The organism is Micromonospora sp. SH-82, from assembly GCF_051132485.1.
In the GTDB taxonomy this organism is placed as follows: domain Bacteria; phylum Actinomycetota; class Actinomycetes; order Mycobacteriales; family Micromonosporaceae; genus Micromonospora.
In genome coordinates, this window is record NZ_CP148049.1 from 177,520 (window position 1) to 201,875 (window position 24,356).

At 73.5% G+C, this 24,356-nt stretch carries 14 protein-coding genes and 1 pseudogene; 4 read left to right on the forward strand and 11 right to left on the reverse strand.

Annotation, left to right across the window (positions count from 1 at the left end):
* Nucleotides 1-26: 26 nt before the first annotated feature.
* From WHN02_RS00780 to WHN02_RS00805, 6 genes and pseudogenes are all read right to left on the reverse strand, one after another.
* Complete coding sequence (locus tag WHN02_RS00780) at nt 27-1,337, reverse strand: DEAD/DEAH box helicase (protein ID WP_434741616.1); 1,311 nt, start codon at nt 1,335-1,337, stop codon at nt 27-29.
* A gap of 216 nt (nt 1,338-1,553) precedes the next feature.
* The gene (gene cspE, locus WHN02_RS00785; RefSeq protein ID WP_007464836.1) at nt 1,554-1,757 is read right to left on the reverse strand and encodes a transcription antiterminator/RNA stability regulator CspE; all 204 of its coding nucleotides are present in this window, start codon (nt 1,755-1,757) and stop codon (nt 1,554-1,556) included.
* A gap of 211 nt (nt 1,758-1,968) precedes the next feature.
* Entirely contained in the window at nt 1,969-5,733 is a 3,765-nt protein-coding gene (locus WHN02_RS00790) for an ATP-dependent helicase (RefSeq protein WP_434741617.1), read from the reverse strand.
* A 37-nt stretch (nt 5,734-5,770) separates the two neighbouring features.
* Nucleotides 5,771-9,295, reverse strand: a complete 3,525-nt coding sequence (locus WHN02_RS00795) for an ATP-dependent helicase (RefSeq protein ID WP_434741618.1) — start codon at nt 9,293-9,295, stop codon at nt 5,771-5,773.
* A gap of 265 nt (nt 9,296-9,560) precedes the next feature.
* Nucleotides 9,561-10,088, reverse strand: a pseudogene (locus WHN02_RS00800) (TIGR00730 family Rossman fold protein); the annotation flags it as partial.
* A gap of 4 nt (nt 10,089-10,092) precedes the next feature.
* Nucleotides 10,093-10,956 carry a TIGR00730 family Rossman fold protein gene (locus WHN02_RS00805; protein ID WP_434741619.1) on the reverse strand — a complete coding sequence of 288 codons (864 nt, stop codon included), beginning with the start codon at nt 10,954-10,956 and terminating at the stop codon, nt 10,093-10,095.
* A gap of 152 nt (nt 10,957-11,108) precedes the next feature.
* On the opposite strand from WHN02_RS00805, the gene WHN02_RS00810 reads away from it, so the two are divergent.
* On the forward strand, nt 11,109-11,276 hold the full coding sequence (locus WHN02_RS00810; protein WP_350896656.1) for a hypothetical protein: 168 nt from the start codon (nt 11,109-11,111) through the stop codon (nt 11,274-11,276).
* Between the two features lie 66 nt (nt 11,277-11,342).
* Here the strand turns inward: WHN02_RS00810 and dapE are convergent, their stop codons facing one another.
* On the reverse strand, nt 11,343-12,416 hold the full coding sequence (gene dapE / locus WHN02_RS00815) for a succinyl-diaminopimelate desuccinylase (protein ID WP_434741620.1): 1,074 nt from the start codon (nt 12,414-12,416) through the stop codon (nt 11,343-11,345).
* A 146-nt stretch (nt 12,417-12,562) separates the two neighbouring features.
* Here dapE and dapD point away from each other — a divergent pair, with 146 nt between their 5' ends.
* Nucleotides 12,563-13,522: a 2,3,4,5-tetrahydropyridine-2,6-dicarboxylate N-succinyltransferase gene (gene dapD, locus WHN02_RS00820; protein ID WP_434741621.1), complete on the forward strand. Its 960-nt coding sequence runs from the start codon at nt 12,563-12,565 to the stop codon at nt 13,520-13,522.
* A gap of 55 nt (nt 13,523-13,577) precedes the next feature.
* Here dapD and WHN02_RS00825 read toward each other — a convergent pair whose 3' ends face one another.
* Nucleotides 13,578-16,862 carry a S8 family serine peptidase gene (locus tag WHN02_RS00825; protein ID WP_434741622.1) on the reverse strand — a complete coding sequence of 1,095 codons (3,285 nt, stop codon included), beginning with the start codon at nt 16,860-16,862 and terminating at the stop codon, nt 13,578-13,580.
* Between the two features lie 323 nt (nt 16,863-17,185).
* Between WHN02_RS00825 and WHN02_RS00830 the strand changes: the two genes are divergently transcribed.
* Nucleotides 17,186-19,834: a hypothetical protein gene (locus tag WHN02_RS00830; RefSeq protein WP_434741623.1), complete on the forward strand. Its 2,649-nt coding sequence runs from the start codon at nt 17,186-17,188 to the stop codon at nt 19,832-19,834.
* On the opposite strand, the gene WHN02_RS00835 is transcribed toward WHN02_RS00830, so the two are convergent.
* From WHN02_RS00835 to WHN02_RS00845, 3 genes are read right to left on the reverse strand one after another with little or no spacing between them, the layout of a single operon-like run.
* Nucleotides 19,811-20,461, reverse strand: a complete 651-nt coding sequence (locus WHN02_RS00835; protein WP_434741624.1) for a nucleoside/nucleotide kinase family protein — start codon at nt 20,459-20,461, stop codon at nt 19,811-19,813. The genes WHN02_RS00830 and WHN02_RS00835 overlap by 24 nt on opposite strands.
* The gene (locus tag WHN02_RS00840; RefSeq protein WP_434741625.1) at nt 20,458-21,102 is read right to left on the reverse strand and encodes an SIMPL domain-containing protein; all 645 of its coding nucleotides are present in this window, start codon (nt 21,100-21,102) and stop codon (nt 20,458-20,460) included. Before WHN02_RS00840 ends, WHN02_RS00835 begins: the two co-directional genes overlap by 4 nt.
* Before the next feature lie 9 nt (nt 21,103-21,111).
* Complete coding sequence (locus WHN02_RS00845; RefSeq protein WP_434741626.1) at nt 21,112-22,176, reverse strand: prephenate dehydrogenase; 1,065 nt, start codon at nt 22,174-22,176, stop codon at nt 21,112-21,114.
* Nucleotides 22,177-22,400: 224 nt separating this feature from the next.
* Here WHN02_RS00845 and WHN02_RS00850 point away from each other — a divergent pair, with 224 nt between their 5' ends.
* Entirely contained in the window at nt 22,401-24,242 is a 1,842-nt protein-coding gene (locus WHN02_RS00850; protein ID WP_434741627.1) for a M48 family metallopeptidase, read from the forward strand.
* The last annotated feature ends 114 nt before the right edge of the window (nt 24,243-24,356 follow it).

Genomic DNA, 24,356 nt, shown 5'->3' on the forward strand with positions numbered 1-24,356 from the left:
CGGCCGTTCCAGGCGGAACCGACGACTCAGGCGGTACGCGGGCGGCGGGGCCGCCGGGGGCGACGCGGGGCACCCGTACCGCCACCGGACCCGGAGGCGGGGGCACCGCGCCGAGCCGGCGACGAGCCGTTGATGGTCACCGGCACGCCGGAGGGCTCACGGGCGCCGGTGACCCGGGCCACGGCGTCGTCGCCGGGACGGGCCGACAGCGTCTGCGGCTGGATCCCGGCGGCGTTGAACAGCCGGGAGACGTCCCGGCGCTGCTCGGGCAGGACCAGCGTGACCACCGCGCCGGACTCCCCGGCCCGAGCGGTCCGGCCGCCCCGGTGCAGGTAGTCCTTCGCCTCGGCGGGCGGGTCGATGTTGACCACCAGGTCGAGCCCGTCGACGTGGATGCCCCGGGCCGCCACGTCGGTGGCGACCAACGCGGTCACCTGGCCGGTGCGGAACTGCTCCAGGATCCGGGTGCGCTGCGGCTGGGACTTGCCCCCGTGCAGTGCGGCGGCACGGACCCCACGGGTGAGCAGCTGTCGGGCCACCCGGTCGGCGCGGTGCTTGGTCCCGATGAACATGATCGTCCGCCCGTCCCGGGCCGCGATCCGGGCCAGCATGGTCGGCTTGTCGGCCGTCTCGACGTGCAGTACGTGGTGGGCCATCGCGGTCACCGTCGCGGTGCCCGGGTCGACGGAGTGCGACACCGGCGAGACGAGGAACCGGCGGACCAGTCGATCCACCCCGCCGTCGAGGGTCGCGGAGAAGAGCAGTCGCTGCCCACGGGGGGCGACCTGCTCCAGCAGCTTCGTCACCTGCGGCAGGAAGCCCATGTCGGCCATCTGGTCCGCCTCGTCCAGCACCGTGATCCCGACCTCGCCGAGGCGGACGTCGCCCCGGTCGATCAGGTCGTGCAGCCGGCCGGGGGTGGCCACGACCACCTCGGCCCCGGCCCGCAGCGCCTCCGCCTGTCGGCTGAGGGAGAGCCCCCCGACGACCGTCGCGGTCCGCAGGCCGACAGCCCGGGCGTACGGGTCGAGCGCGGTGGTGACCTGCTGGGCGAGTTCCCGGGTCGGCACCAGGACGAGAGCCAGGGGACGGCCGGAGCGGGCCCGGCGTCCGGCGGTACGGTGCAGCACCGCCAGCCCGAAGGCGAGGGTCTTGCCGGAGCCGGTACGGCCCCGGCCGAGGACGTCACGGCCGGCGAGGGCGTCCGGCAGGGTGGCCGCCTGGATCGGGAACGGCCGGTCGATGCCCTGGGCCGACAGGGCGGCGAGCAGCGCCGGGGCGAGCCCGGTGGCGGCGAACGTCGGCGCTTGCGCCGACGTGGTGGCGTGCGGGGTCATGGCAGGAGCCTTCCTCGAAACGGCACGTGTCGAGGAGGCGCGCACCAGAGCGGCGCGGTCACCGGGGCGGGCCACCGGCGGTCACAAGCACGAACCAGGTTGGATGCGGGGAACCGCCCCGCCGCGTGCCCGAAGGTACGGGGCGCGACGGGGCGGGTCGACCGCGTCACCGCGTCCGGGACGGACACGGTGGGTGTTGCGCGGTGTCGCTGCTCGTCAGAGCGGGCGGATGTTCTCCGCCTGCGGGCCCTTCTGGCCCTGGGTCACCTCGAACTCGACCCGCTGGTTCTCGTCCAGCGACCGGTAGCCCGAGGACTGGATGGCCGAGAAGTGGGCGAAGACGTCGGCGCCGCCGCCGTCCGGGGTGATGAAGCCGAAGCCCTTGTCAGCGTTGAACCACTTGACGGTGCCAATTGCCATTTGTTTCGTCTCCTTGACGGAACGGTCTCACCCGCACCTGCTGCGGGTCGAGTCTGAGCGCCCACGCTTGACGCGCGGGTCGCGGTGTCGCTGCTGGTCGCCCCGCCCGGAGAACTCCGGACACAACAAAGTGCGCCTGGGGCCACAATCCGCCAGGCGCACACAGAGCCTCTGGTAACCAAAACTGCAACGCAGCCAACGTACCACGGGATCAACCGACGCGGGGTGGATCGGCTGGACTTTCCGGCACCCCCGTGATCAGCCCGGTGAGCCCGTCGGCGTCGAGCAGGTCCGCGGGCCGGACGGTCACCCCGGAGCGTACGTAGTGGAACGCCGCTCCGACCCGCTCCACCGGCACCCCGGCCAGCTCCGCCCAGGCGAGCCGGTAGACCGCCAACTGCACCGCCACCGTCTGCGCCTCGTCGCCGGTCGGCTGTCGGCCGGTCTTCCAGTCCACCACGTCGAACCGCCCCCCGGGACGGCTGAAGACCGCGTCCATCCGGCCCCGGACCACCACCCCGCCGAGCACCGTGGCGAACGGCACCTCCACCTCGGTCGGCACCCGGTCGGCCCACTCACTGGCCAGGAAGCGTTCCTGCAACTCGACGAGGGCCTCGTCGGGGGCGGCCTCGGCGTCGGCGGCACCGGGCAACTCGTCCACGTCGAGCAGCCGGTCCGCCCCGAACCGCTGCTCCAGCCAGGCGTGGAAGGTCGTGCCCCGCCGGGCGTACGGGTTCGGCCGGGTGGGCATCGGGCGACGCAACGACCTGGCCAGGTCGGCCGGGTCACGACGCAACGCCACCAGTTGGGTGACCGAGAGCTGGTCGGGGAGGGCCACCTCCACCGCGTCGGCCCGGCGCAGCAGCTCGGCCCGCTCGGCCAGGAGCAGATCCACCTCCCGCCGCCACCGGTCCACCTCCGGATCGGCCCCTCCCGCGTCGCCACCCGGGTCGGCCTCACCCGCGTCGCCACCCGGGTCGGCCTCACCCGCGTCGACACCCGGGTCGGCCTCACCCGCGTCGACACCCGGGTCGGCACCTCCCGCGTCGCCACCCGGGTCGGCCTCACCCGCGTCGCCACCCGGGTCGGCACCTTCCGCGTCGCCATCCGGGGCGGCACCTCCCGCGCCCCCACCCGAGACGGCACCGGCCGGCGGTCCCGCGGTCGGTACGGGGCCGTCGACCTCCGGTACCGTCCGCCGGTCGTCGGTGAGCAGCCGTCGCACCAGGGCGGCGGCCTCGGTCAACGCCGGGCGACGGGCACCCAGCGGATCGGCCGGCCACTCCGCGCGCAGCACCACCTCGGTGGTCGGGTTGACAGCGTCGCCGCCCGGCTCCGACGCCCACTCGTCGACGACGTACCCGTCCCCGCCGTCCAGGCAGGCGTCGTGCACCTCGCGCAGCAGGACCGACGGCCCCCGGGGACGTTTCGTCCCCTCCCCCCACCAGTACCCCGAGCAGAGCAGCAGCCGCCGCGGTCGGGTCACCCCGACGTACGCCAGCCGACGTTCCTCCCGCTCGTCGTGCGCCCGCCAGGCGTCGGTGAAGTCGGCCACCGCCCGAGCCACCCCACGCTGGTCGACCGTGTCGGCGAGGGCCAGGTCGGGCAGGCCGTCAGCGTCCCCGCGCAGCGGGAACGGCAGCACCCCGAGCCCGCCCAGCCAGTGGTCGGAGTTGCGGGACGGCCCCGGCCACCCACCCCGGGTCAGCCCGGCAACCGCCACCACGTCCCACTCCAGGCCCTTGGCGGCGTGCGCGGTGAGCACCTGCACCGCCCCCTCCACCACCTCCACCTCGCCCGGGGTCAACCCCCGCTCCGAGTCCTCGGCGGCGGCGAGGAACGCGAGGAACCCGGCGAGGGTCGCCCCCGGGGTCTCCCCGCTGAACCGGGCCGCCACGTCGGCGAGGGCATCCAGGTGCCCCCGGGCCAGACCGGCGTCGCCCGCGCCCTCCCGACCCGCCCGGACCGCCACCTCCACGTCCAGGCCGATGGTCCGTTCCACGTCCGCGATCAGCTCCGGCATCGTCTGGTCCAGGCGGTAGCGCAGCAGCGCCAACTCCTGGGCGTACGCACGAAGTCGCGCGTACCCCTCCGCCGAGTACGCCTGCGCCGGACCGAGGTCGGCCAACGCCTCGACGAGCGTCGCCTCATCCAGGACGTCGACGGTGATCTCCGGCTCGTCCACCCCGGGCCGGTCCTGGCGGACGTCACCGGAGCGGTCCTGTCGGACGTCACCGGAGCGGTCCTGTCGGACGTCACCGGGGCGGTCCTGGCGGGCGTCACCTGAGCGGTCCGTCCGGGTGTCACCGGGGTGTTCCGGGGCGCGTCGACCGGCCAGCTCACGGCGGGCCACGGCGATCGCCCTGGCCCGGCGGTGCAGGGCCACCAGATCACGGGGGCCGATCCGCCACCGGGCACCGGTCAACAACCGCAGCAGCGCCGCACCGTCGGTGGGGTCGGCGAGCACCCGCAGGGTGCACACCACGTCCCGGACCTCAGGGGTGTCCAACAGCCCACCCAACCCGACCACCTCCACCGGCAGGCCCCGCTCGCGCAGCGCCGACTCGATGACCGGGATCTGGCTGCGCAACCGGACCAGCACGGCGGTGGTCGGACGCCGGTCCACCGGGATCTGCTCCGGCAGCGCCCCCGGCGTCCCGGCAGCCCCCCGCCAGGACGCCAGCACGCTGTCGGCGATCCAGTCGGCCTCCTCGGCGTACGTGTCGAGCAGGGCACAGTGCACTGTCGCGGCGGCGTTGCCCCTCGGCGTACGGTGCGGGATCGGCTCGGCCACGCTGAACGCGGCCCGCAGTTCGGGCACCCGGGCACCGGCGGCCCGCAGCGGGGTGGCCAGCGCGTTGGCCACCGCGAGGATCTCCGGGCGGTTGCGCCAACTGGTGGTCAGGCCGAGCACCTGGGCCGACCCGCCGTCGGTGCGGGCGAAGTCGACGGGGAACCGGTCCAGGGTGCCGGCGCTCGCCCCCCGCCAACCGTAGATCGACTGGCAGGGGTCGCCGACAGCGGTGACCGGGTGCCCACCGCCGAAGAGCGCGTTGAGCAGCACCACCTGCGCGTGACTGGTGTCCTGGTACTCGTCGAGCAGGACCACCCGGAACCGGTCCCGTTCGATCGTCCCGACCCCCGGGTGGTCCCGGGCCACCCCGGCCGCCCGGGCCAACTGGTCGGCGAAGTCCATCGCCTCGAAGTCAGCCTTCCGGCGGCCGTACGCCCGCACCAGCGGCAGCAGCTTCAGCCTGATCTGCTGGAGCTGGAGCGCCCGGCGGACGTCGGCGTAGATCCGACCGGGGCGGGACTGCACCTCGGCGAAGAACCGACCGGTCCAGGCGGCGAGGGTGTCCGGGGAGACCAGGTGCTCGTCCAGCTCCCCGGCGAGCGCCAACACCGCGTCGGTGATGGTGCTGGGCATCCGGTTCACCTCGGACATGTCCCCGTCGTAGTTGCGGACCAGCAGGTCCACCAGCTGCCAACGGGACGCCTCGGTGAGCAGCCGGGTGGCCGGTTCGTACCCGGCGCGCAGCCCGTGCTCGGTGACGATCCGGGCGGCGTACGAGTGGTACGTCGAGATCGTCGGCTCACCGGCGAACGGGTCGTCGGCCGGGTCCCGCCCGTGCCGCCCCAACCGGCGGATCAGCTGGTCCAACCGGGTACGCACCCGGTGGGACAGCTCCCCGGCGGCCTTGCGGGTGAAGGTGAGCCCGAGGATCTGCTCCGGTCGGACGTACGAGTTGGCGACCAGCCAGACCACCCGGGCGGCCATCGTCTCGGTCTTGCCCGAACCGGCCCCGGCGACCACCAGGACCGGATCCACCGGCGCGGAGATGATCTCCGCCTGTTCCCGGGTCGGCGCCGGGAGCCGGAGCAGCTTCGCCAGCTCGACAGGGGTGTAGCGGGGACCGGAGTCGGCCCGCCGGGGGGCCGGGGCGGTGCCGGAGTCGAAGAGCGCGGGCTGCGTCACGGGCTCCCCTCCCGGCGCTGGGGCGAGGTCGGCACTGTCACTCCTCGCGATCACGGCGACGGGGGACCGGCGGCTCCACCACCTGGCGACCCTGACCGGAGACGGGGCAGCTGGTCCGGACCGGACAGACCCGGCACTTGGAATTGGCCACGGCGGCGAAGGTGGCCGCCGCCATCGTATCGGCGGTCCGCCTGACCAGGGCGGTCGCCCAGCCCGCCGTCGGCCCCTCCCCGGCCGGGGCCTGACCCTGCTCGCGGGCGTCCCGACCACCGGTACCGAGCTGCACCAGCGCCGCCCCGCCGGAGGTGTCGCCGTACTCGGCGAACGCCCCCGCCTCCACCGCCGCCTGGTACGCGCCGAGCTGCGGGTGTTCGGCGACGTCGGTGGTGCTGACGGCGGTGGAGCGTCCGGTCTTCAGGTCGATCACGACGAGGCGGCCGTCGGCGTCGACCTCCAGCCGGTCCACCCGGCCGGTCAGCTGCACCGGCCGGTGCGGATCGTCCAGGCGGACCGCGAACTCGTGTTCGATGGCGAGCAGGCGACGCGGGTTCCCGGCCAGCCACCGCAGCAGTTTGTCCACCATGGCCTCGGCGCGGTCCTGTTCCGGCCCGGCCATCCACCGGGCGGCCAGCTCGATCGCGTCGAACCGGGCGGTGACGTACTCCAGCAGGGCCGACCTGTCGACGCTGGCGTCCTCGGCGAGCATCGCGGCGGCGTGGACCAGGTTCCCGACGCCCTGCGCGGCGCTCGTCGACGAACTGCCCCCGTGCCGTTCCAGGAGCCATCGCAGGCTGCACCGCAGCGCGCTCTCCATGCCCGACGGGGTCACCCGGACCGGGTCACCGTCGGCGACCAGGGGCCGGTCGTCGGAGAGCCCCCGCAGCCCCCACCAGTCGTCAGGGTGCGCGCCGGGCACCCCGGCTGCGGCGAGCCGGGCCAGTTCACCCGCCGCCGCACGCCGCCGGGCCGGTGCCGCATCGGGGTCGGTCACCGCGGTACGCAACTCGGCCACGAGTGCCGACAGGGTCAGCGCCCGGGGTGGCCGTCCCACCGGCAGCACCGACACCCGACCTTCGGCGGATCGGGTCGCCTCGGTCGATTCGGTCGCCTCGGTCGGCTCGGTCGCCTCGGTCGGCTCGGTCGGCTCGGTCGGCTCGGTCGGCTCGGTCGGCTCGGTCGGGCCCAGTTCGTACAGGAACCGGCTGGGTTGCTCCTCGTGGTCGTCCCCACCCACCGAGGCCGAGGCGACCGCACTGACCAGCAGCCGACGGCGGGCCCGGGTGACCGCCACGTGGAAGAGCCGACGCTCCTCGTCGAGCAGGGCCGAGGTCTGCCCGACCAGGCCGGCGACCCGGCCACCGGCCTCGGCCCGCCCGGCGAGCACGTCGACCAGTCGCTCCGAGCCGAGCAGACTGCCGCGCAACCGGAGATCGGGCCAGACCCCCTCCTGCACCCCGGCGACCGCGACCAGGTCCCACTCCCCGCCCTTGGCGGCGTGCGCGGTGAGCAGTCGGACCGCCTCACCCCGGTCGGCGCTGGCGGCCAGGGTGTCCGCCGGGAGGTCCTGCCCGAGGACGTGGTCGAGGAAGACCTCGGCCCGGGCACCGGGCAGCCGGTCGGTGAACCGGGCTGCGGCGTCGAAGAGCACCAGGACAGCGTCGAGGTCCCGGTCGGCGGCCTCCGCCCGCCACCGTTGCGCGCTCTCGTGCTCCCCGGTGGCAGCCCATCCCCTGACTATCGCCCCGGCCCATCGTTCGGCCAGGCCGCTGCCGTCCCACACCGCCCAGAGCACGTCCTCGGCGGTCGCGCCGGGCTGGTCGGCGGTCTCCCGGGCGACAGCCAGCAGCCCGGCCACGGCCTGCGCCGGCTCCGCCCACCGGCGGTCGATCTCACCGATCTCCTCCGGGTCGCGCAACGCCTCGACGATCAGCTCACCGGAGGGTCGACGGTCGCCCCGGGCCAGGGCGATGACCCGCAGCCCCTGCCGGAGCCGCCGCTCGGCCAGCGGATCGGCTCCGCCGAGCGGAGAGTGCAGCAGCGCCACCGCCGACTCCTCGTCGAGCCGGTCCGGTTCGAGCGCGCAGCGCAGCAGGAGCAGCAGGGGTGCGACGGCTGGTTGCAGGTGCAGCGGCAGGTCCTCGCCGTTGACCACAGCCGGCACCCCGGCCGCGTGCAGGGCCCGTTGCAGGTAGGGAAGCTGCCGTGCCGTGGAGCGCACCAGCACCGCCATCCGGGACCAGGGCACCCCGTCCATCAGGTGCGCCGTCCGCAGGGCGTGGGCCAGCCAGGCCGCCTCGCTGGTGGCGGAACGGAACGTCCGTACCGTCACCGACCCGCTCTCCGTCTCCGGCAGCGGGGTCAGGTGACGGTGCGCGGAGGGGCCGCGCAGCCGACGACCCAGTCGCCCGGTGACGGCCAACAGCCGGGACCCCGCCCGGTACGACGTGCCGAGCACGACCTTCGCCGCCGGGGCACCCGACCAGGTCCGGAACCGGTGTCCGAAGGTGTTCACCACCTGCGGATCCGCGCCCCGGAACGCGTACGTCGAGGAGTCCGGGTCGCCGAAGGCGACGAGTGTCTTCCCCCCGCCGGCGATCACCTCCAGCAGGTCCACCTGGGCGGGGTCGGTGTCGGCCAACTCGTCGACGTACACGTACGCCAGGCGACGGCGCTCGGCGGCGAGCAGGTCCGGATCGTCGAGCAGCAGTCCCCGGGCCGCCCGGACCAGTTCGGCCGGGTCGTAACCGACCGAACCACGGTTGGCGACGTCACGCAGGGCGAGCACCGCGACGTACTCCCGGAGGAACCGGGCGGCGGCCGACCAGTCGGAGCGGCCGAGTCCGTCACCCAGCCGGGCCAGCTCGACCGGGCCCACCCCACGCTCGGCGGCCCGCATCAGCAGGTCGCGCAGTTGGGCCGCGAAGGCCCGGGTACGCAGCGCCGGGCGGAGGTCCTCCGGCCACCCCACCGGGTCGTCCTCGCCCTCCACGCCCACCACGTCGAGCAGCTCGCGGATGATCAGATCCTGCTCGGGTCCGGTGAGGAGCCGGGGCGACGGCTCACCCCGGTCGGTGGCGGCCCGACGCAACAACCCGAAGGCGTACGCCGCGAAGGTGCGGACCAGCGGCTCCCGGATCACCCGGTGTCCGTCGAGGGCGATCCGGGCCTCGATCTGTCGGCGCAGTTCGGTGGCCTGTCGCCGACTGAAGGTGAGCACCAGGACACGTTCCGGGTCGACACCCTCGGCCACCCGGGCGGCGACCGCCTCGATCAGGGTGCTGGTCTTGCCGGTGCCCGGCCCGCCGACCACCAGCATCGGCCCGTCGGTGTGCCCGACGACCTCGGCCTGCACCGGGTCGGCCCGCCGACCCCCGTCCACCGACCGGTCCCGGCCCGGCGTGCCTGCGTGCCCCTCGGACCCGACCGGACCCGCCGAGTCGTCCACCCCGGCGGGCACATCCGATCCGACTGACCCGTCGGCACCCTCCGGGAGCGGGCTCGGCCCACGCACCGTTCCCCGAACAGCGGCACCGGTGCGCCGCACCAGCCGATACACCTGCATCTCCTCATCCCACCACTGCCCACCGACACTCCCCCACCGGCGCCCACCCGACCCCCACCCACCCGGCCGACCCCAGCCCACCCCCCGCCCGGCGTCCCCGTCCGCCGGTGGCGTGATCAAGGGGTTTCGGTCAGGTTCGATCTCCAGGGTGACGCAAACCCCTTGATCACCGGGTCGGGTCGGTGCCGATCCGGCCGCCAGGGTTCGGGCGGTCGGCCCGGCCACCGGGGGCCGGGCGGTCGGATCGCACGGACGGGGGGAGGGCTAGGAGGTCGAGTGCTTCCTGCGGGGTGGGGGCGACGGCCAGGAGGTCCAGGCCGGCGGGTTTGAGGAAGCTCTCGTCGGTGCGGGCGGCGAGCCAGTCGAGCAGGGGACTGTAGAAGCCGTCGGTGTCCACCAGGACCATCGGCTTGGAGTGCATGGCCAGGGTCGCCGTCGTCCAGACCTCGAAGAGCTCGTCCAGCGTGCCGAGGCCGCCGGGAAGGGTCAGGAAGGCGTCCGACCGTTCGATCATGAGGATCTTGCGGGCGGCCATGCTGTCGGTGACGAGCAGTTCGTCGGAGGCCAGGTCGGCGACCTCCAGGTCCACCAGGGACTGCGGGATCACCCCGACCGTCGTACCCCCGGCGGCCCGGGCACCCTCGGTCAGCGCGCCCATCATCCCGACCGATCCACCCCCGCTGACCAGGGTGTGTCCCCGACGGGCGATCTCCGCGCCGGTCTCGGCGGCGAGGTCCAGCCAGCGCTGGTCGAGGGTACGGGAGGAGGCGCAGAACACGCAGATCGCCGCCACCCGGTCAGCCCTCCGCCCCGTCGGCGGCGTCGCCCCGGGCGGCGGCCTGCTGGTCGGCGGCGGTACGGGCGACGCTCTCCTGCCGGACCGCCTCCTGCTCGACGGAGAGTGCGGCCTCGGCCTCCACGATGTGGCGTACCGCCGCGTCGACGTCGTCGGTCAGGCAGATGAGGTCCAGGTCCACCGGCCCGATCTTGCCGCCGACCGCCATGGTGTCCCGCAGCCAGTCGAGCAGACCCCGCCAGTACTCGGTGCCCATCAGGACCACCGGGAACCGGGTCACCTTCCCGGTCTGGACCAGGGTGAGCGCCTCGAAGAGTTCGTCCATGGTGCCGAACCCGCCGGGCAGGACGACGAACGCCTGGGCGTACTTGACGAACATGGTCTTGCGGGCGAAGAAGTAGCGGAAGTCGATGGCGAGGTCGACCCAGTCGTTGATGCCCTGCTCGAAGGGGAGTTCGATGCCGAGGCCGACGGAGAGCCCGCCCGCCTCGCTGGCCCCCCGGTTCGCCGCCTCCATCACGCCCGGTCCACCGCCGGTGATCACCGCGTACCCGGCTCGGGCCAGGGCCGCGCCGAGCGCCTCGGCGAGCCGACACTCCGGGCTGTCCGGGCTGCTCCGGGCGGAGCCGAAGACGCTGACCGCGGGAGGCAGGTCGGCGAGGGTGTCGAACCCCTCGACGAACTCGGAGAGGATACGCAGCGCCCGCCACGCGTCCCGGGTCTTCCAGTCGCTGCGTCCCCGCGAGTCCAGCAGCCGCTGGTCGGCGGTGCTGTCCGGGATGGCACCGCGACGCAGGGTCACGGCCCCCCGGTGTCGTTCCCGCCCTGGTGCCCGTGGGGTGTCGCTGCCGTGACTCTGACTCATGGGAGCAACCGTAATGGAGCGGCACCTTTCGGGTACGCCGACCAGCCCGTCCGTAGGAATTTCGTGATCATGGGCAACTAATTCGGTCGCGCGTACGTCTTACTATTCACATACCGGGTATGCCTCGGCGCGCTTCGGGGGAGGAGCAGAGCGTGATCAGTAACAGCGAGATGATCCGGATTCGACGACAGATGCAACGGCGGATCCAGGACGTGGTGGCCGAACGTCGGCGGACCCGCCTGGCCGAGGAGGTCACCGATCCGGTGGGCGAGGCGGCCGACCGCCCCACCGATCCGGCCAGCCTGACCCCCACCCACTGACGACCCCGGCCGGACCGGCTCAGGCCGGACCGGCCAGGGCGGTCCGTGGAACAGGAGAACGGCCGGTCAGGGCCGAGCCAGCCAGCGGTGCAGAGTGGCGGCCCCGTCACGGATCTTCGACAGCTCGACGTGCTCGTCCGGGTGGTGGGCGAAGTTCGGGTCCCCCGGGCCGAAGTTCAGCGCCGGAATCCCCATGGCGGCGAACCGGGCCACGTCGGTCCAGCCCAACTTGCCGATCGGCGCCTCCCCCACCGCGTCCAGGAACTCCTTGGCCACGTCGGCCCCCAGCCCCGGCCGGGCACCGGCCGCGCAGTCGGTGATCCGCAGGTCGTACCCGGAGAGCAGCTCCCGCAGGTGCGCCTCCGCCTCGGCCGGGGTCCGGTCCGGCGCGAACCGGAAGTTCACCTCGATCTCGCAGAGGTCCGGGACCACGTTCCCGGCCACCCCGCCGTTGATCCGGACCGCGTTCAACCCCTCCCGGTAGTCGCAGCCGTCGATGGTGACCCGCCGGGACTGGTACTCCTCCAACCGACGCAGCAGCTCACCGGCGCGGTGGATGGCGTTCACCCCGTGCCAGGAGCGCGCCGAGTGGGCCCGTACGCCGGTGAGGGTCACCACCGCCCGCATGGTGCCCTGGCACCCCGCCTCGACCACCCCGTACGTCGGCTCCAACAGCACCGCGAAGTCGGCGGTGAGCCACTCCGGGTGCGCCTCGGCGACCAGGAACAGCCCGTTGTACCGCTGCTCGATCTCCTCCGCCTCGTAGAAGAAGTACGTCACGTCGTACCTCGGCTCGGGCAGGGTGACCGCAAGGTGCAGCGCGAACGCCACCCCGGACTTCATGTCCGAGGTGCCGCAGCCGTACATCAGGTCCCCCCGCATCGTGGCCGGGAGGTTGTTGTTCAGCGGCACCGTGTCCAGGTGTCCGGCGAGCACGACCCGGGAGTCCCGACCGAGGTCGGTCCGGGCCATCACGGTGTTGCCGAACCGGTGGGTGGTCAGGTGCGGAACCTTCCGCAACACCTCCTCCACGCAGTCGGCGATCGCCTTCTCGTTGAGCGAAACGGACTCGATGTCGACCAGCGCGCGGGTGAGGGCCACCGGATCGGCGAGGACCTCGGGGGTAAGCGGGTTCTCCATGATTCGCACGGTACCGTCAGTTCCGGTACACGCGAGGGGTGAGCCTGCCCGCAGGCGCTCCGCCGCGCTGGAGATCACGCGCGGCGGCACGCCGCCCGGTGATCGTGGCGACGCGTCCCGCAGCCGTGACGGAGAAAGGTGAAGCAGTGACGTCCGCACAACCCGCCTGGGGTATCGGTCTGGCCACCACCACCGCCGAGGGGCAGGTGCTCGACACCTGGTACCCGACCGGCAAGCTGGGACTGGGGGACCTGCCACTGGTTCCCGGCGAGGAGCAGGCCGACGTCCTCGACCTGCCGCCGGGTGCGATCGGCGACCGGGCGCTGCCCGGTCTGCGTACCGTCGAGGTGGTCACCGTGATCGGCTCCCTGGCCGACCCGGTCGCCGACGCCTCCGACGCGTACCTGCGGTTGCACCTGCTCTCCCACCGCCTGGTCCGGCCCAACGAGATCAACCTCGACGGAATCTTCGGCAAGCTGGCGAACGTCGCCTGGACCTCGGCCGGGCCGTGCCCGCCGGAGCGGGTGGACGAGCTGCGGGTGATCGAGCGGGCGGCCGGCCGCCACCTGGCCGTGTACGGGGTGGACAAGTTCCCCCGGATGACCGACTACGTGGTCCCCTCCGGCGTACGGATCGCCGACGCCGACCGGGTCCGTCTCGGCGCGCACCTGTCCGCCGGTACCACCGTCATGCACGAGGGCTTCGTCAACTTCAACGGCGGCACGCTCGGCACCTCGATGGTCGAGGGTCGGATCGCGCAGGGCGTGGTGGTCGGGGACGGCTCCGACATCGGCGGCGGCGCCTCGATCATGGGGACCCTCTCCGGTGGCGGCACCGACCGGGTCCGCATCGGTGAGCGGAGCCTGATCGGCGCCAACGCCGGGGTGGGGATCTCGCTGGGTGACGACTGTGTGGTGGAGGCCGGGTGCTACATCACCGCCCCCTCCAAGATCACCCTCCCGGACGGCGCGGTGGTCAAGGCCAAGCAGCTCTCCGGGGTGGACGGGCTGCTGTTCTGGCGCAACTCGGTGACCGGCGCGCTGGAGGCGAAGCCGCGTACCGGCCAGGGCGTGGCGCTCAACGCCGCCCTGCACGCCAACGACTGACGTACCGACCGACGGACCCGGCGGCGACCGCCGGGTCCGTCGGTGCGTCGACGGCTCACCGTAGGCGGTACGCCCCGATCGTCTCCTGGGTCAGGATGTTGCCGTCGGCGTCGCGGACGGTGGCCCGCAGCGACGCGAGTCCCTTCCCGGCCGGGTGCCGGGTGGCGGCCACCCACCGGTCGCCGACCTGCTGTACCTGAGACCGCCGCCAGGTCTGCCCACCGTCGTACGACACCTCCACCGTCACCGCCGTCACCTCGGCGGTGGCCCCCTGCCGTTGGATGTCGAACGGGATCAGGAACCGCTGCCCGGCCGGGGCGCTGTTGTCCGGGCGCAGCTCCGGGGTGAACCGGACCGCCATCGCCGGCACCGGGACGAATTCCGTGTCGGGGACGTGCCGGGACCGGAACGTCCAGGTCGCCTCGATCCGGCTGGCCAGGTCGGTGAAAGTCCGTCCGGCGGTGACCTCGACCCGGTACTTCGCCCCGCCGGGCGGGACTTCGAACTCGCCGAAGCCCGTGTAGTCGGTCTCCCCGACCAGTTCCCCGTCGCGGTAGAGCGCGGTCCGTCCCTCGTCGGTGATCGAGGCCCCGTAGTGCCCGGCCTGGTCGTCGTAGAGCGCCGCGGAGACGAGGATGGTGTCCCCGAACCGCCCGACGATCGGCCACCTCTCGTTCACCGACGGCCCGTACGGTGCGACGTTCCAGGTGTCCCGGTAGGTCTTACCGGCCCGGTACGCCTTCGGGTCGGCGTCGAGTGCGGTGTAGAAGTCCAGCCAGTCCTCCTCCGTGCGCTTGCCGGAGTAGAGCGAGCCCTGCCACTGGACGTTCTTCGTGTTGTGCCACTCGACCCGCTGTCCGGGGACCGCGGTGGGCAGCACGGCCGCCGACGCCCCGGTGTCGAGCCTCGGGAACCGGGGGAAGACGGTCCGTTCGAACTCCAGCCCCGGAGTGGGCCCCCGGAACTGGTGGACGGCCTTGGCCAGGTCCTGCCGCCGGAAGTCCTTGACGTACCCGGTCGGGAACCGTCCGGGGAAGGCCTCGGCGACCGCGTACAGGTAGGGGCTGCTCGGCACGCCGGGCTTGATCCACTGGCTGCTCACCGAACCGACGAAGTGCTCGGCCGGTGCCCGCCGACCCACCTGGGCGCTGTACAGCCCGTCGAAGTCGTCGGCCCAGAGGCCGAAGCCGTACCCGCTGTCCTCGCCGACGGTGAACTCGGCGCTGAGGTCGATCAGGGCGGGTGCCGCCGAGGGCTCCGGGACCGAGGTGCGGACCGGCTCGGCACTGCGGGCGTCAGCGGTCACCGTCGTCGGCCTGGTGACTGTCAACTCCGGCCACACCAGGGCGGAGAACCGGTCCACCTTGTCGCCCTCGCGCTCCAGGACGTACGTGACCAGCCCGTACCGGCCCTTCGGGAGCCGGTACACACCCGCGCCGACGTCCGTCCAGCTGACGCTGTCCAGCCCGACCAGGTAGGACACCGCCTCGTCGGTCGTGGCCCCGGTGGAGTCCAGGTACCGGAAGGTCACCGGGTAGCTCTCCACCTCGCGGTGCACGGCGATCGGGGTGACCGCCCGGACGTCGCCGGAGGTGGCGACGATCCGCCCGGTGTAGTAGCCGTCCGGCCCGTCGACGCTGGTGTCGACGGTGACGGACGCCGAGGCCTCCCCGCCCGCCGGCACTGTCACCTGCTGCGCCCCGAGGGTGAACACCCCGGCCGGAGCCGGTTCCCCGTCGGGGTCGGTGGCGGTCAGCGTCAGGTCGAGGGTGAGCGGGGTGGTGCCGCCGTTGCGCCAGGTCACCGTCTTGGTGATCGGCTCGTCGTCGTCGTGCGGCCACTGCGTCCGGCCGAATGACACCCCGCCCGGTTCGCTGGTGAGGAGCTGGTCGACGGCGCGCGCCGCGTCGACCCGACCGGCTCCCTGCTGGTACGCGGTCAACTCCGGGTTGGGCTCGGCCGAGGCGGTGACGGCCGCCTTGAGCTGCCCGGCCTGCCAGTCGGGGTGCCGCTGGGCGAGCAGTGCCACGGTACCGGCCACGTGCGGGGTGGCCATCGAGGTGCCGGAGGCCGAGACGTACCCCTCGCCGACCACCTCTCCCATCGTGGTGCCGCTCGCCTGGGCGGCGACGATGTCCACCCCGGGGGCTGTCACGTCGGGCTTCAGGGCGTCGTCGCCGACCCGGGGACCCCTGCTGGAGAAGTCGGCAAGTTCGTCGTCGCGGTCCACGGCACCGACGGTGAGGGCCGAGTCCGCCGATCCGGGTGAGCCGACCGAGCCGTCACTGCCGTCGTTGCCCGCAGCGATCACGAAGAGCGTCCCGGTGCTCGCGGTCAGGGTCTCGACCGCCTCCTCCAACGGGTCGAGCTCCGGGGTGTCCCGGCCGCCGAGGCTCATGTTGACCACTGTGGCGCGCTTCTCCTGCGCGGCCCACTGCATCCCGGCCAGGATCGCCGACTCGGTGCAGGAGTTGGTCTCGCAGACCTTGCCGCTGATCAGGGTCGCGTCCGGGGCCACTCCCCGGTTGCGCCCGTCGGAGGCCGCCCCACTGCCGGCGATGGTCGAGGCGACGTGGGTCCCGTGCCCCACCTCGTCGCCCGGCCCGGACGCCTCGGTGAAGTTGCGGTTGTCGGCGACCCGACCGACGAGGTCGGGGTGCTCGACGTCGACCCCGGTGTCCAGGACTGCCACCGTGACGCCGCGTCCGGTCCACCCGGCCAGGTGGGCGGCGGGAGCCCCGATCTGCGGCACGCTGTGTTCGAGGGTGAGCTGCCGCCGACCGTCCAGCCAGATTCGACCGACACCCCCAGCCGTGTCGGTACGGGCCATGACCGAGCCGGTGGTGACGGCCGCCCAGACCGCCTGCGCCCGGTCCTTGCGCGCGCTGACGGCGGCACCCCCGATGACGGGCAGTTCCCGGGTGACCCGGGCCCCGCCGAGGTCGACGCCGCCGCCCCGCCGACCGGCCTGCGACCGGTATCCGACGAGCAACGGCAGGTCGCCCCGGCGGGCGTCGTCGAGGCCGGCCTCGATCAGCCCGGTGACGTCGAACAGTCGCCGGTCCACCTTCCCGGACCTGACCAGCGGCAGGGCGTCGGACGGCAGGACCGTCACGTTCCCCTCGTCCCGCTGGACCAGGAACCGTACCCCGGACCGGTCCTGGCCCCGACGGACGCTGAGCCCGCCGGACGCGTCCACAGTGATCCGGTCCCCGGTGATCAGGGTGACGGTGGCCGCCCGGGGCTGGTTGGGCTGCTTCGGTGGGGTGGCGACGGTGGCCGCCGGACCGACCGTCGGTCGCGCGGGAGCGGCTGACGCCGCCGCCGGAACTCCCACCACCAGAGCGAGTGCGAGACCGAACGCTGATGTTCTCCTACCTCGGTGCAACGGTTTCCCTCCTGACGCATCGTCACTGACGGAATTCGCATCGACGCCAGTCAGAATTTCATGACGGACAGCCAACAAAGAAGGCCGCAGAGTGACGAACTCAGCACAAAGTGGAGTCGCGCGGTCCGCGATCCTCAGTGACCTCCACAGCGGAGGACCTCCACGACCTGAACCACCCATCACCCCGCTGAGCTGCCACAAAGCACCCGATCGGGGGTGGCGGACCCCCCGAAATGAGAGCACTCTGGGTAGTGACTCCTTCACTGGAGGGTGTGATGGCCGGTCGGGTTCTCGAACTTCGCGTCCACGGGGTGTCGAACACTCCGCCGGACCAGATCCTCGGGCTGCGTCCGGAGCCCGGCGGTGACGGGCCACGACCGTGGCTGGTCGCCGGGAGCGAGGTCACCGGCTTCTACCGGCCCACCCCGTTCCGGGAAGGGGCGCCGCTGACGGTCGAGGCGTACAGCTGGGGGCAGTTGACCTCCGGGGCGCGGACCGCACGCGACATCTACCGGGCCCTGTGGACGCTGCTCCTCCCCTTCGCCCTGGCCAACGTGGCCCTGCACGCCCGGCCCGGAATCCCGCCGGACCCGGACCGGGAACGCTGGGGCAGCCGCTCCGGCCTCGCCGCCTGGCTGATCCGGGTCTTCTGTCTGAGCATGACCGCGGCCCTCTCCCTGGCCGCCACCGGAGTCGGCGTCGACCTGATCGGCTGGCAGTGCGTCGACGAGGCCTGTCTGAGCCGGATTCCCGGGCCGTGGGAGTTCCTCGGGCAGGGCTGGTGGCAGTCGGGTTCCCGACCGCTCGCCGTCGGCCTGCTGGTCCCGCTCGGCCTGATGGCCTTCCTCGGGCTGCTCAGCTGGCGCACCTACCAGTACGAGGCGGAGATGCCGGCTCGACCCGCCACCTCGGAGGATCCCGACGTCGACCCGGACGACCCGGCCGAGACCGACCCGACCGACGACGGCCTCGACCCCCGCACCGACGGGTTCGACGACGACGAGGGCTCGGCCGGCTCGGCCGCCTGCCCGCCGGAGAGCCCGTTGCAGGACCGGACCTTCTGGGGTGGTGAGGGGCAGCTGCGACGCTCGGCGGTGCTGCACCTGTGCGTCGGGACGGTGGCCGCCGCCGCGGTACCGCTGGGCGTGGTGATGGCCCTGGACCCGCCCCGAGCGGCACGGGCCCTCGTCGCCTGGGCCACTGTGACCTGCTTCGTCGCCGTCCTGGTCATCGCCGTGGTGGCGCTCGGGCGACCCTGGCTGAGCCGCCGCGCCGGGGCCACCCCGCTCGGCCGGTGGAGCCTCGCGGTCCTCGCGCTGACCGGTCTCGGGCTCGCCGGTACGGTGCTGTTCCTGCTCCTGCCGAGCGGAACCAACGGGGACCAGCTCTCCGCACTCCGCCCCCCGGTCGGCTGCGCCGACGACCCCGACCTGCCCGGCTGTGCGAAGGACTGCTCGCTGCCCTGGTACGACTGGATCCTCGCCTGGTTCGGCACCGGACAGGTGCTGCTCCTGATCGCCATCGGCGCGATCACCCGGGCCGGTCGCCGAGCGCTGATCCCGCCGGTCGTGGCGACGCTCCTGATCACGGCCGGGGGGATCTGGATCGCCGGTGGGCTACCCGGGGTCCCCCCGGCCCCAACCGGGTTGGCCGTCTGGACCCTCGTCGTCCCCGCCTGCCTGCTCGCCGGCGTCGGCCTGGTCCTGCCCCGTACCCGGTCCGCCGCCCCGGCCCGACCGCTCGCCGCCCACTCGGACGTCTCCTGGGGCGGACGCGGCCCCGCCGTCCTCGCCGGCTTCGGCTGGCTGCTGCTCGTCGCGTACTGCGCGGGGGCGCTCTACTGGGCCACCGACCGGCTCAACAACGGGGCGACCCCCAGCGGGGAGTCCGCCGTCACCCCGCCGATCCCGGTGATGTGGGCCGGGCTGGCGTTCATGACGGCCCTGGTGATGGTGCTGGTCACCATCGCCAACGCCCTGGTGATCTTCGTTCGGCTCCGCCGCCGGGAGTACGCCCGCCTGGCTCCCCCCGGGAACCGGCTCTCCGCCCACGAGCTGCGGCGCAGCCGCGACGTCAGCACCTACCGGGCCCTGCACCGGCTGGTCGGGGAGGAGGTGCTCGGGCTCATCGGCCGGTACGGGGTGATGTCCGCGCTGATCGCCGTCCTCGCCTGCGCCGCCGCCCTGTCCCACGAGCGTCCCCACCCGATGACGGTGACCGGTTGGCACGTCGCCGTGAAGGTGGTCGCCGACGTCGGGGACTCCCTCCTCGGCTGGCTCCCGGCCGCCACCGCCGCCCTCGGGCTGCTGGTGTACCGCAACGAGACGGTCCGCCGCACCGTCGGCGTGATCTGGGACGTCGCCACCTTCTGGCCCCGGGGGGCGCACCCCCTCGCCCCGCCCTGCTACGCCGAACGAGCGGTACCCGAATTGCAGACCCGGATGGCCGGTCTGCTCGCCCTGCCCCAGCACGACCCGCGTCGGATCGACGGGATCATCCTCTCCGGGCACAGCCAGGGCACCGTCATCTGCGCCGCCGTCCTGCTGCAACTCCCGGCCAGCTGCCGGGCCCGGATCTGGTTCTTCTCCTACGGCTGCCAGTTCACCCGGCTCTACGGACGGGTGTTCCCGTCGTACTTCGGCCCGGAGCAGTTGCCGCTGCTCACCAAGCCGTTGTGCCGACCGGCCGGGTGGACCAACTTCTGGCGGGCCACCGATCCCCTCGGCTGGGCCGTCGCCGCCGGTGGCCGGGACCTGCCGGTACGCGACCCGGAAGCGTTGTATCCCAGCGACGGGGAGGTACGGGACCCCCCGATCCGCAGCCACAGCGGGTACCCCGAGTCACCGGAGTTCGGTGTGGAACGGGCCCGGGTCGCCCGGCTGCTCCGCCGGGACATCCCGTCACCCAGGCAACGGATCGGCTAACCGCACCACCAGGTCGGCCCGGTCTGCGGTCCGGGCGATCCGCCGGGCGTTGATCTCGTCGCTGCCCGTCGCCCGGCCCCGGGCCTCCTCCGGCGTACGGCCGTACGCCTCGTGCCGGGCGATCAGTCGACGCATCCGCAGCTCCGCGTCGACGTCGAGGTACCACGCCTCGTGCAGCAGGGTGCGTACCTCGTCCCAGGGCGGGTCCGGCAACAACAGGTAGTTGCCCTCGACCACCACCAGCCGGACCGACGGTGGCACCTCGATCGCCCCGGCGATCGGCTCCTCCAGGTCCCGCCGGAACTCCGGGGCGTAGACGGAGGTGGGTTCGAGCCGACGCACCCGGCGCAGCAGCGAGACGAAGCCGTTGGCGTCGAAGGTGTGCGGCGCACCCTTGCGGTCGGCCCGCCCCAGCCGGACCAGCTCGGCCTGGGCCAGGTGGAACCCGTCCATGGGAACCAGCCTGGCGGTCGGCCCGACCTCGGCCACCAGCCGCTCACCCAGAGTGGACTTGCCCGCCCCGGGGGACCCGGCGATGCCGAGCAGTTGACGGTCCCCGGTCTCGGCGAGCCGTTTCGCCCGGGCCACCAACCCGTCGAGGGTGAAGTGCCGGACGACAGTCGTCACGCGAGAACCGGGTCAGTGATCGTGAACCGCGCCTCGACGCTGGCCTGCACCGACTGCGCCTGGGGGTCGAGGTCCAGCTCCGGCCGTCCCTCCTGGGCCAGCCCACCGGCGGCGTACGCCATCCTCATCATCGGCTGGGTGCCCATCCCGGTGTCGGCCAGCTCGATCAGGGCGGTCACCTGCGCGCCGAGCGCCTCGGCGTACTCCCGGGCGCGGGCCACCGCGTCGGCGATGGCGGCCCGCCGCGCCTCCCGGTGCGCCGGACTGTCCGGCCGCAACGCCCACCACGGCCCGGCGACCTCGACCTGGTCCTGGTCGGCGAGGCGGAGCATCATCTCGCCCAGGGCGGTGAAGTCGGTGACGGTCACGGTGGTGGTCACACTGCCGTGGTAGGCCACCACCCGCTCACCGGAGCGCTTCGTCTCCGGGCGGACCTGGAGGTCACCGGTCTCCCGCCGCTCGACCACCGGGCCGTACGACTCGAGCAGCACCCGGATGGCGGCGGCCCGCTCGGCGAGCCGGGTGAGCGTCGCCTCCCGGTCCTTGTCCCGCGCCATCGCGGTGACCCGGAAACGGGCGACTTCGGGCTCCACCTCTCGGTACGCCTCGCCGCGCACCGACACCACCGGTCCATCCACCATCGGACCATCCTATAAGGAAGGGCCGATGCCCGAGCCCGAAATGCTCTCGGCTCCCGGGGTGGAGCGCTCCGGAAGACGGCAGGTGTAGTGGACCTCGCCGTCGACGACCAGGCACCCGGTCAGGTGGCCGCCCCGCTCACCGAGCCCCAACAGGTACGCCACCTCGGCGTCGGCGGCGTCGGCGAGGGGGAACCGGCGCTCCTCGACCCGTACGGTCCGGCCGGTCAGGGCGGTACGGGCGGACTCGGCCCCCTGCAGGAGCCCGACCAGGCGGGTCGGGTCGGCGGCGGCCAGGGCGGTGGCCAGCCGGTCCAGGTGGGCCCGTACCTCGTCCAGTTGGCGCAACGCCTGCTCCCGGTTGGCGAGCAGCATGTTCGCCGTCCGGGCGGGTGGGCTGCCGGCGACCCTGGTCCCGTCGCGGAAACTCCCGGCGGCCAGGCCGAGGACCGCGTCGGAGAGGTCGGCCCGGTGCACCGCCCCCGCCAGCGCCCCCGCCAGCAGGTGCGGCACGTGCGACGCGAGCGCCACCGCCGCGTCGTGCGCGGTCGCCGACATCGGCACCACCCGGGAGTCGAACAGGTCCAGGAGCAGCCCGGCCAGCCACCGGAACGCCGGCAACCCCGCCCCGGTCGGGCAGAGCACCCACGGGGCGGCGTCGAACAGCCCCGGCACGGCCGAGGTGAGCCCGGCCCGGTCGGTGCCGGCCATCGGATGTCCGGCGACGAACCGGTGGTCGAGCCGGTGCCGCCCGGCGAACTCGGCCAACCCGGCCTTGGTGCTGCCCACGTCGGTCAGCACGCAGTCGTCCCCGGTGGCGCCCGCGACCCGCAGCAGGGTGTCGCCGAGCGTGGGCAGGGGACCGCAGAGGAAGACGACGTCCCGGTCGGCGACCGCCTCGTCCAGCTGCTCCGGGCTGGTCAGGCCCTGATCCCGGGCCTGCGCCCGGGTCGTCGGGTCGGGGTCCCAGCCGGACACGTCCAGCCCTGCCCTGCGGAGCCCGAGCAGGACCGAACCACCGATCAGCCCGGTGCCGACCACGGCGGCACGGATCCGCCCGTCGGTCCTCTCCCCCATCTGCGCACCCCGGGTTCCGCTCGGCGCGGGGGGACGCCCCGCTCGTCTGCGGCAGAGGATATCCCTTCGGCCGTCGCCGCCCTCCGGTCGTCTCCGCAGGCCACCGGCGCCGGAGTGTGATCGGAGGGCTCCGATGCGCCGATCGGAGGTTGCCGGTGGAAGGTCCACACCGTACTGTCCCTGCGCCGCCCGCCACCCGGCGGGCAACGGGGAGGGACCACTCGATGGCTGCGACGTACCGTGCGCTCGCGTCCGTACTGATGCTGGCCGGTTTCTACCTGGTCGCGCTGGTGCAGCTCGGGGCGTTCGCCGCCGGGTTCGCCTGGCTCGCCCCCACCCGGTCCGGGTACGTCGCCGCCGACGTCGGGTTGCCGCTGGTCGCCGCCCTCGGGGTGGTGGTCGTCGGTGTGTGGCGGTCGCTGCGGACCGGGGACGCGCCACCGACCGGGCTGGTCCTCACCGAGCGGGAGGCGCCCCAGCTGTGGGCGACGGTACGCGAGCTGGCAGTCGGCGTCGCCACCCGAGCCCCCGACGAGATCAGGCTGGTGTCGGAGGTGAACGCGACGGTCACCGAGCGGACCCGGTTCCTCGGCCTGGTCGGCGGGCGGCGGACCCTGCTGGTCGGGTTGCCGCTGCTCCAGGCGCTCCGGGTCGACCAGCTCCGGTCGGTGTTGGCGCACGAGTTGGGCCACTTCTCGGGACGGCACACCCGGCTGGGCGAGGTGGCGTACCGGGGACGGCTGGAGATCGGCACCACCATCGGGCGGATCGGCCGGTGGAACCCGGTCGGCCTGGTCTTCCGTGGCTACGCCCGGCTGTACCTCCTCGTCGACCGGGCCGCCTCCCGCCGCCAGGAGTCGGAGGCCGACCGGGCGTCGGTCCGCCTCGCCGGACGGTCGGCTGCGGTCTCCGCGCTGCGTGCCCTGCCCGCCGTCGACCGGGCCTGGTCGTTCTACCTGCGGCGGTACGTCGACCCGGGCTGGTCGGTCGGGCTCGCCCCCGACGACCTGTACGGCGGGTTCGGCCGGCTGCTCCTCGCCCGCGCCGACGAGATCACCCGGCTGAGCCAGGAGACCGGCGACGAGGTCGGTTCCCGGTGGGACACCCACCCTCCGACCGGGGTACGGATCACCGCCATGGGTGCCGCCCCCACCGGTACCGCTGACCCCGACGATCGACCGGCCGAGGTCCTGCTCGCCGACGCCGACCGGGTCGGTCGGGCGCTCCAGGCGCTGACCGCCGACCCCGGCGACCGGACCGTACTGCCCTGGCCCGCGTTCGTCGCCACCGCGACCGCCGCCTCGGTACGCAGGCGGGCCGACCGCTACTACCGGGCCGCCGGCCGGTTCACCGACGATCCGCAGCCCGGCCTGCCGAGCGTGGTGGAACTGGTCCGGCGCAACCGGCTCGGTGAGTTCGCCGAACAGTTCTTCGAGGCCGCCACCCGGAGGGAGGCCGTCCAGCGCTTCGCCGAGCCGGTGGAGCTGATGCTCGTCGACGCCGCGATCCGGTCCGGTCGGGCGCACTGGGAACTGTCCTGGAGTCGACCGGCCCAGTTGGTCGGCCCCGCCGGTGAGCCGCTGGACCTGGCCGACATCGCGAAGCTCGCGGTCCACCCGCAGACCCTCGACGAGGCGCTCACCCGCCTCGCCGAACTCGGCATCGACCCCGCCGACGCCACCGCGACACCGGGCCGGGTGACCGGGTGCAGGGCCGGGCTGATCGGCGGGATGGCGAACGTGAAGGTCGACGGGGTCCCCTGCGACCTGCTGGTCCTGGACCGGGGGCTGGTGCTCGTCGGTGACCCCGGACCGGCCGGGGAGGGCGAGGAGCGGCTCCGCAAGCTGGTCAGCTCGACGTCGCTGGAGGAGTTGGCCGACAGGCACCCCTTCGTCGCGTTCGAGGAGGTCGAATCGGTGGAGGTCACCCGGGAGGTGCCGCTGAGGGCGATCCTGACGATGCCCGACGGGCGACGGGTCGCCCTGCACGAGTCGTTCACCGGTGACCTGTTGGACGCCCAGAGTCGAGACACCCTGCTCGACGTGTTCACGTCGATCGGCGACTGAGCCGGGTCGACTCGACGGCCCTGCTACTCCGGCCGTCGGCCGCCCGGCCCGGTCCGGTCATCGCCCGCGACGGTCGTCGCCCTGCCCGGGACGGTCGTCGGCCGCCCGACCGGA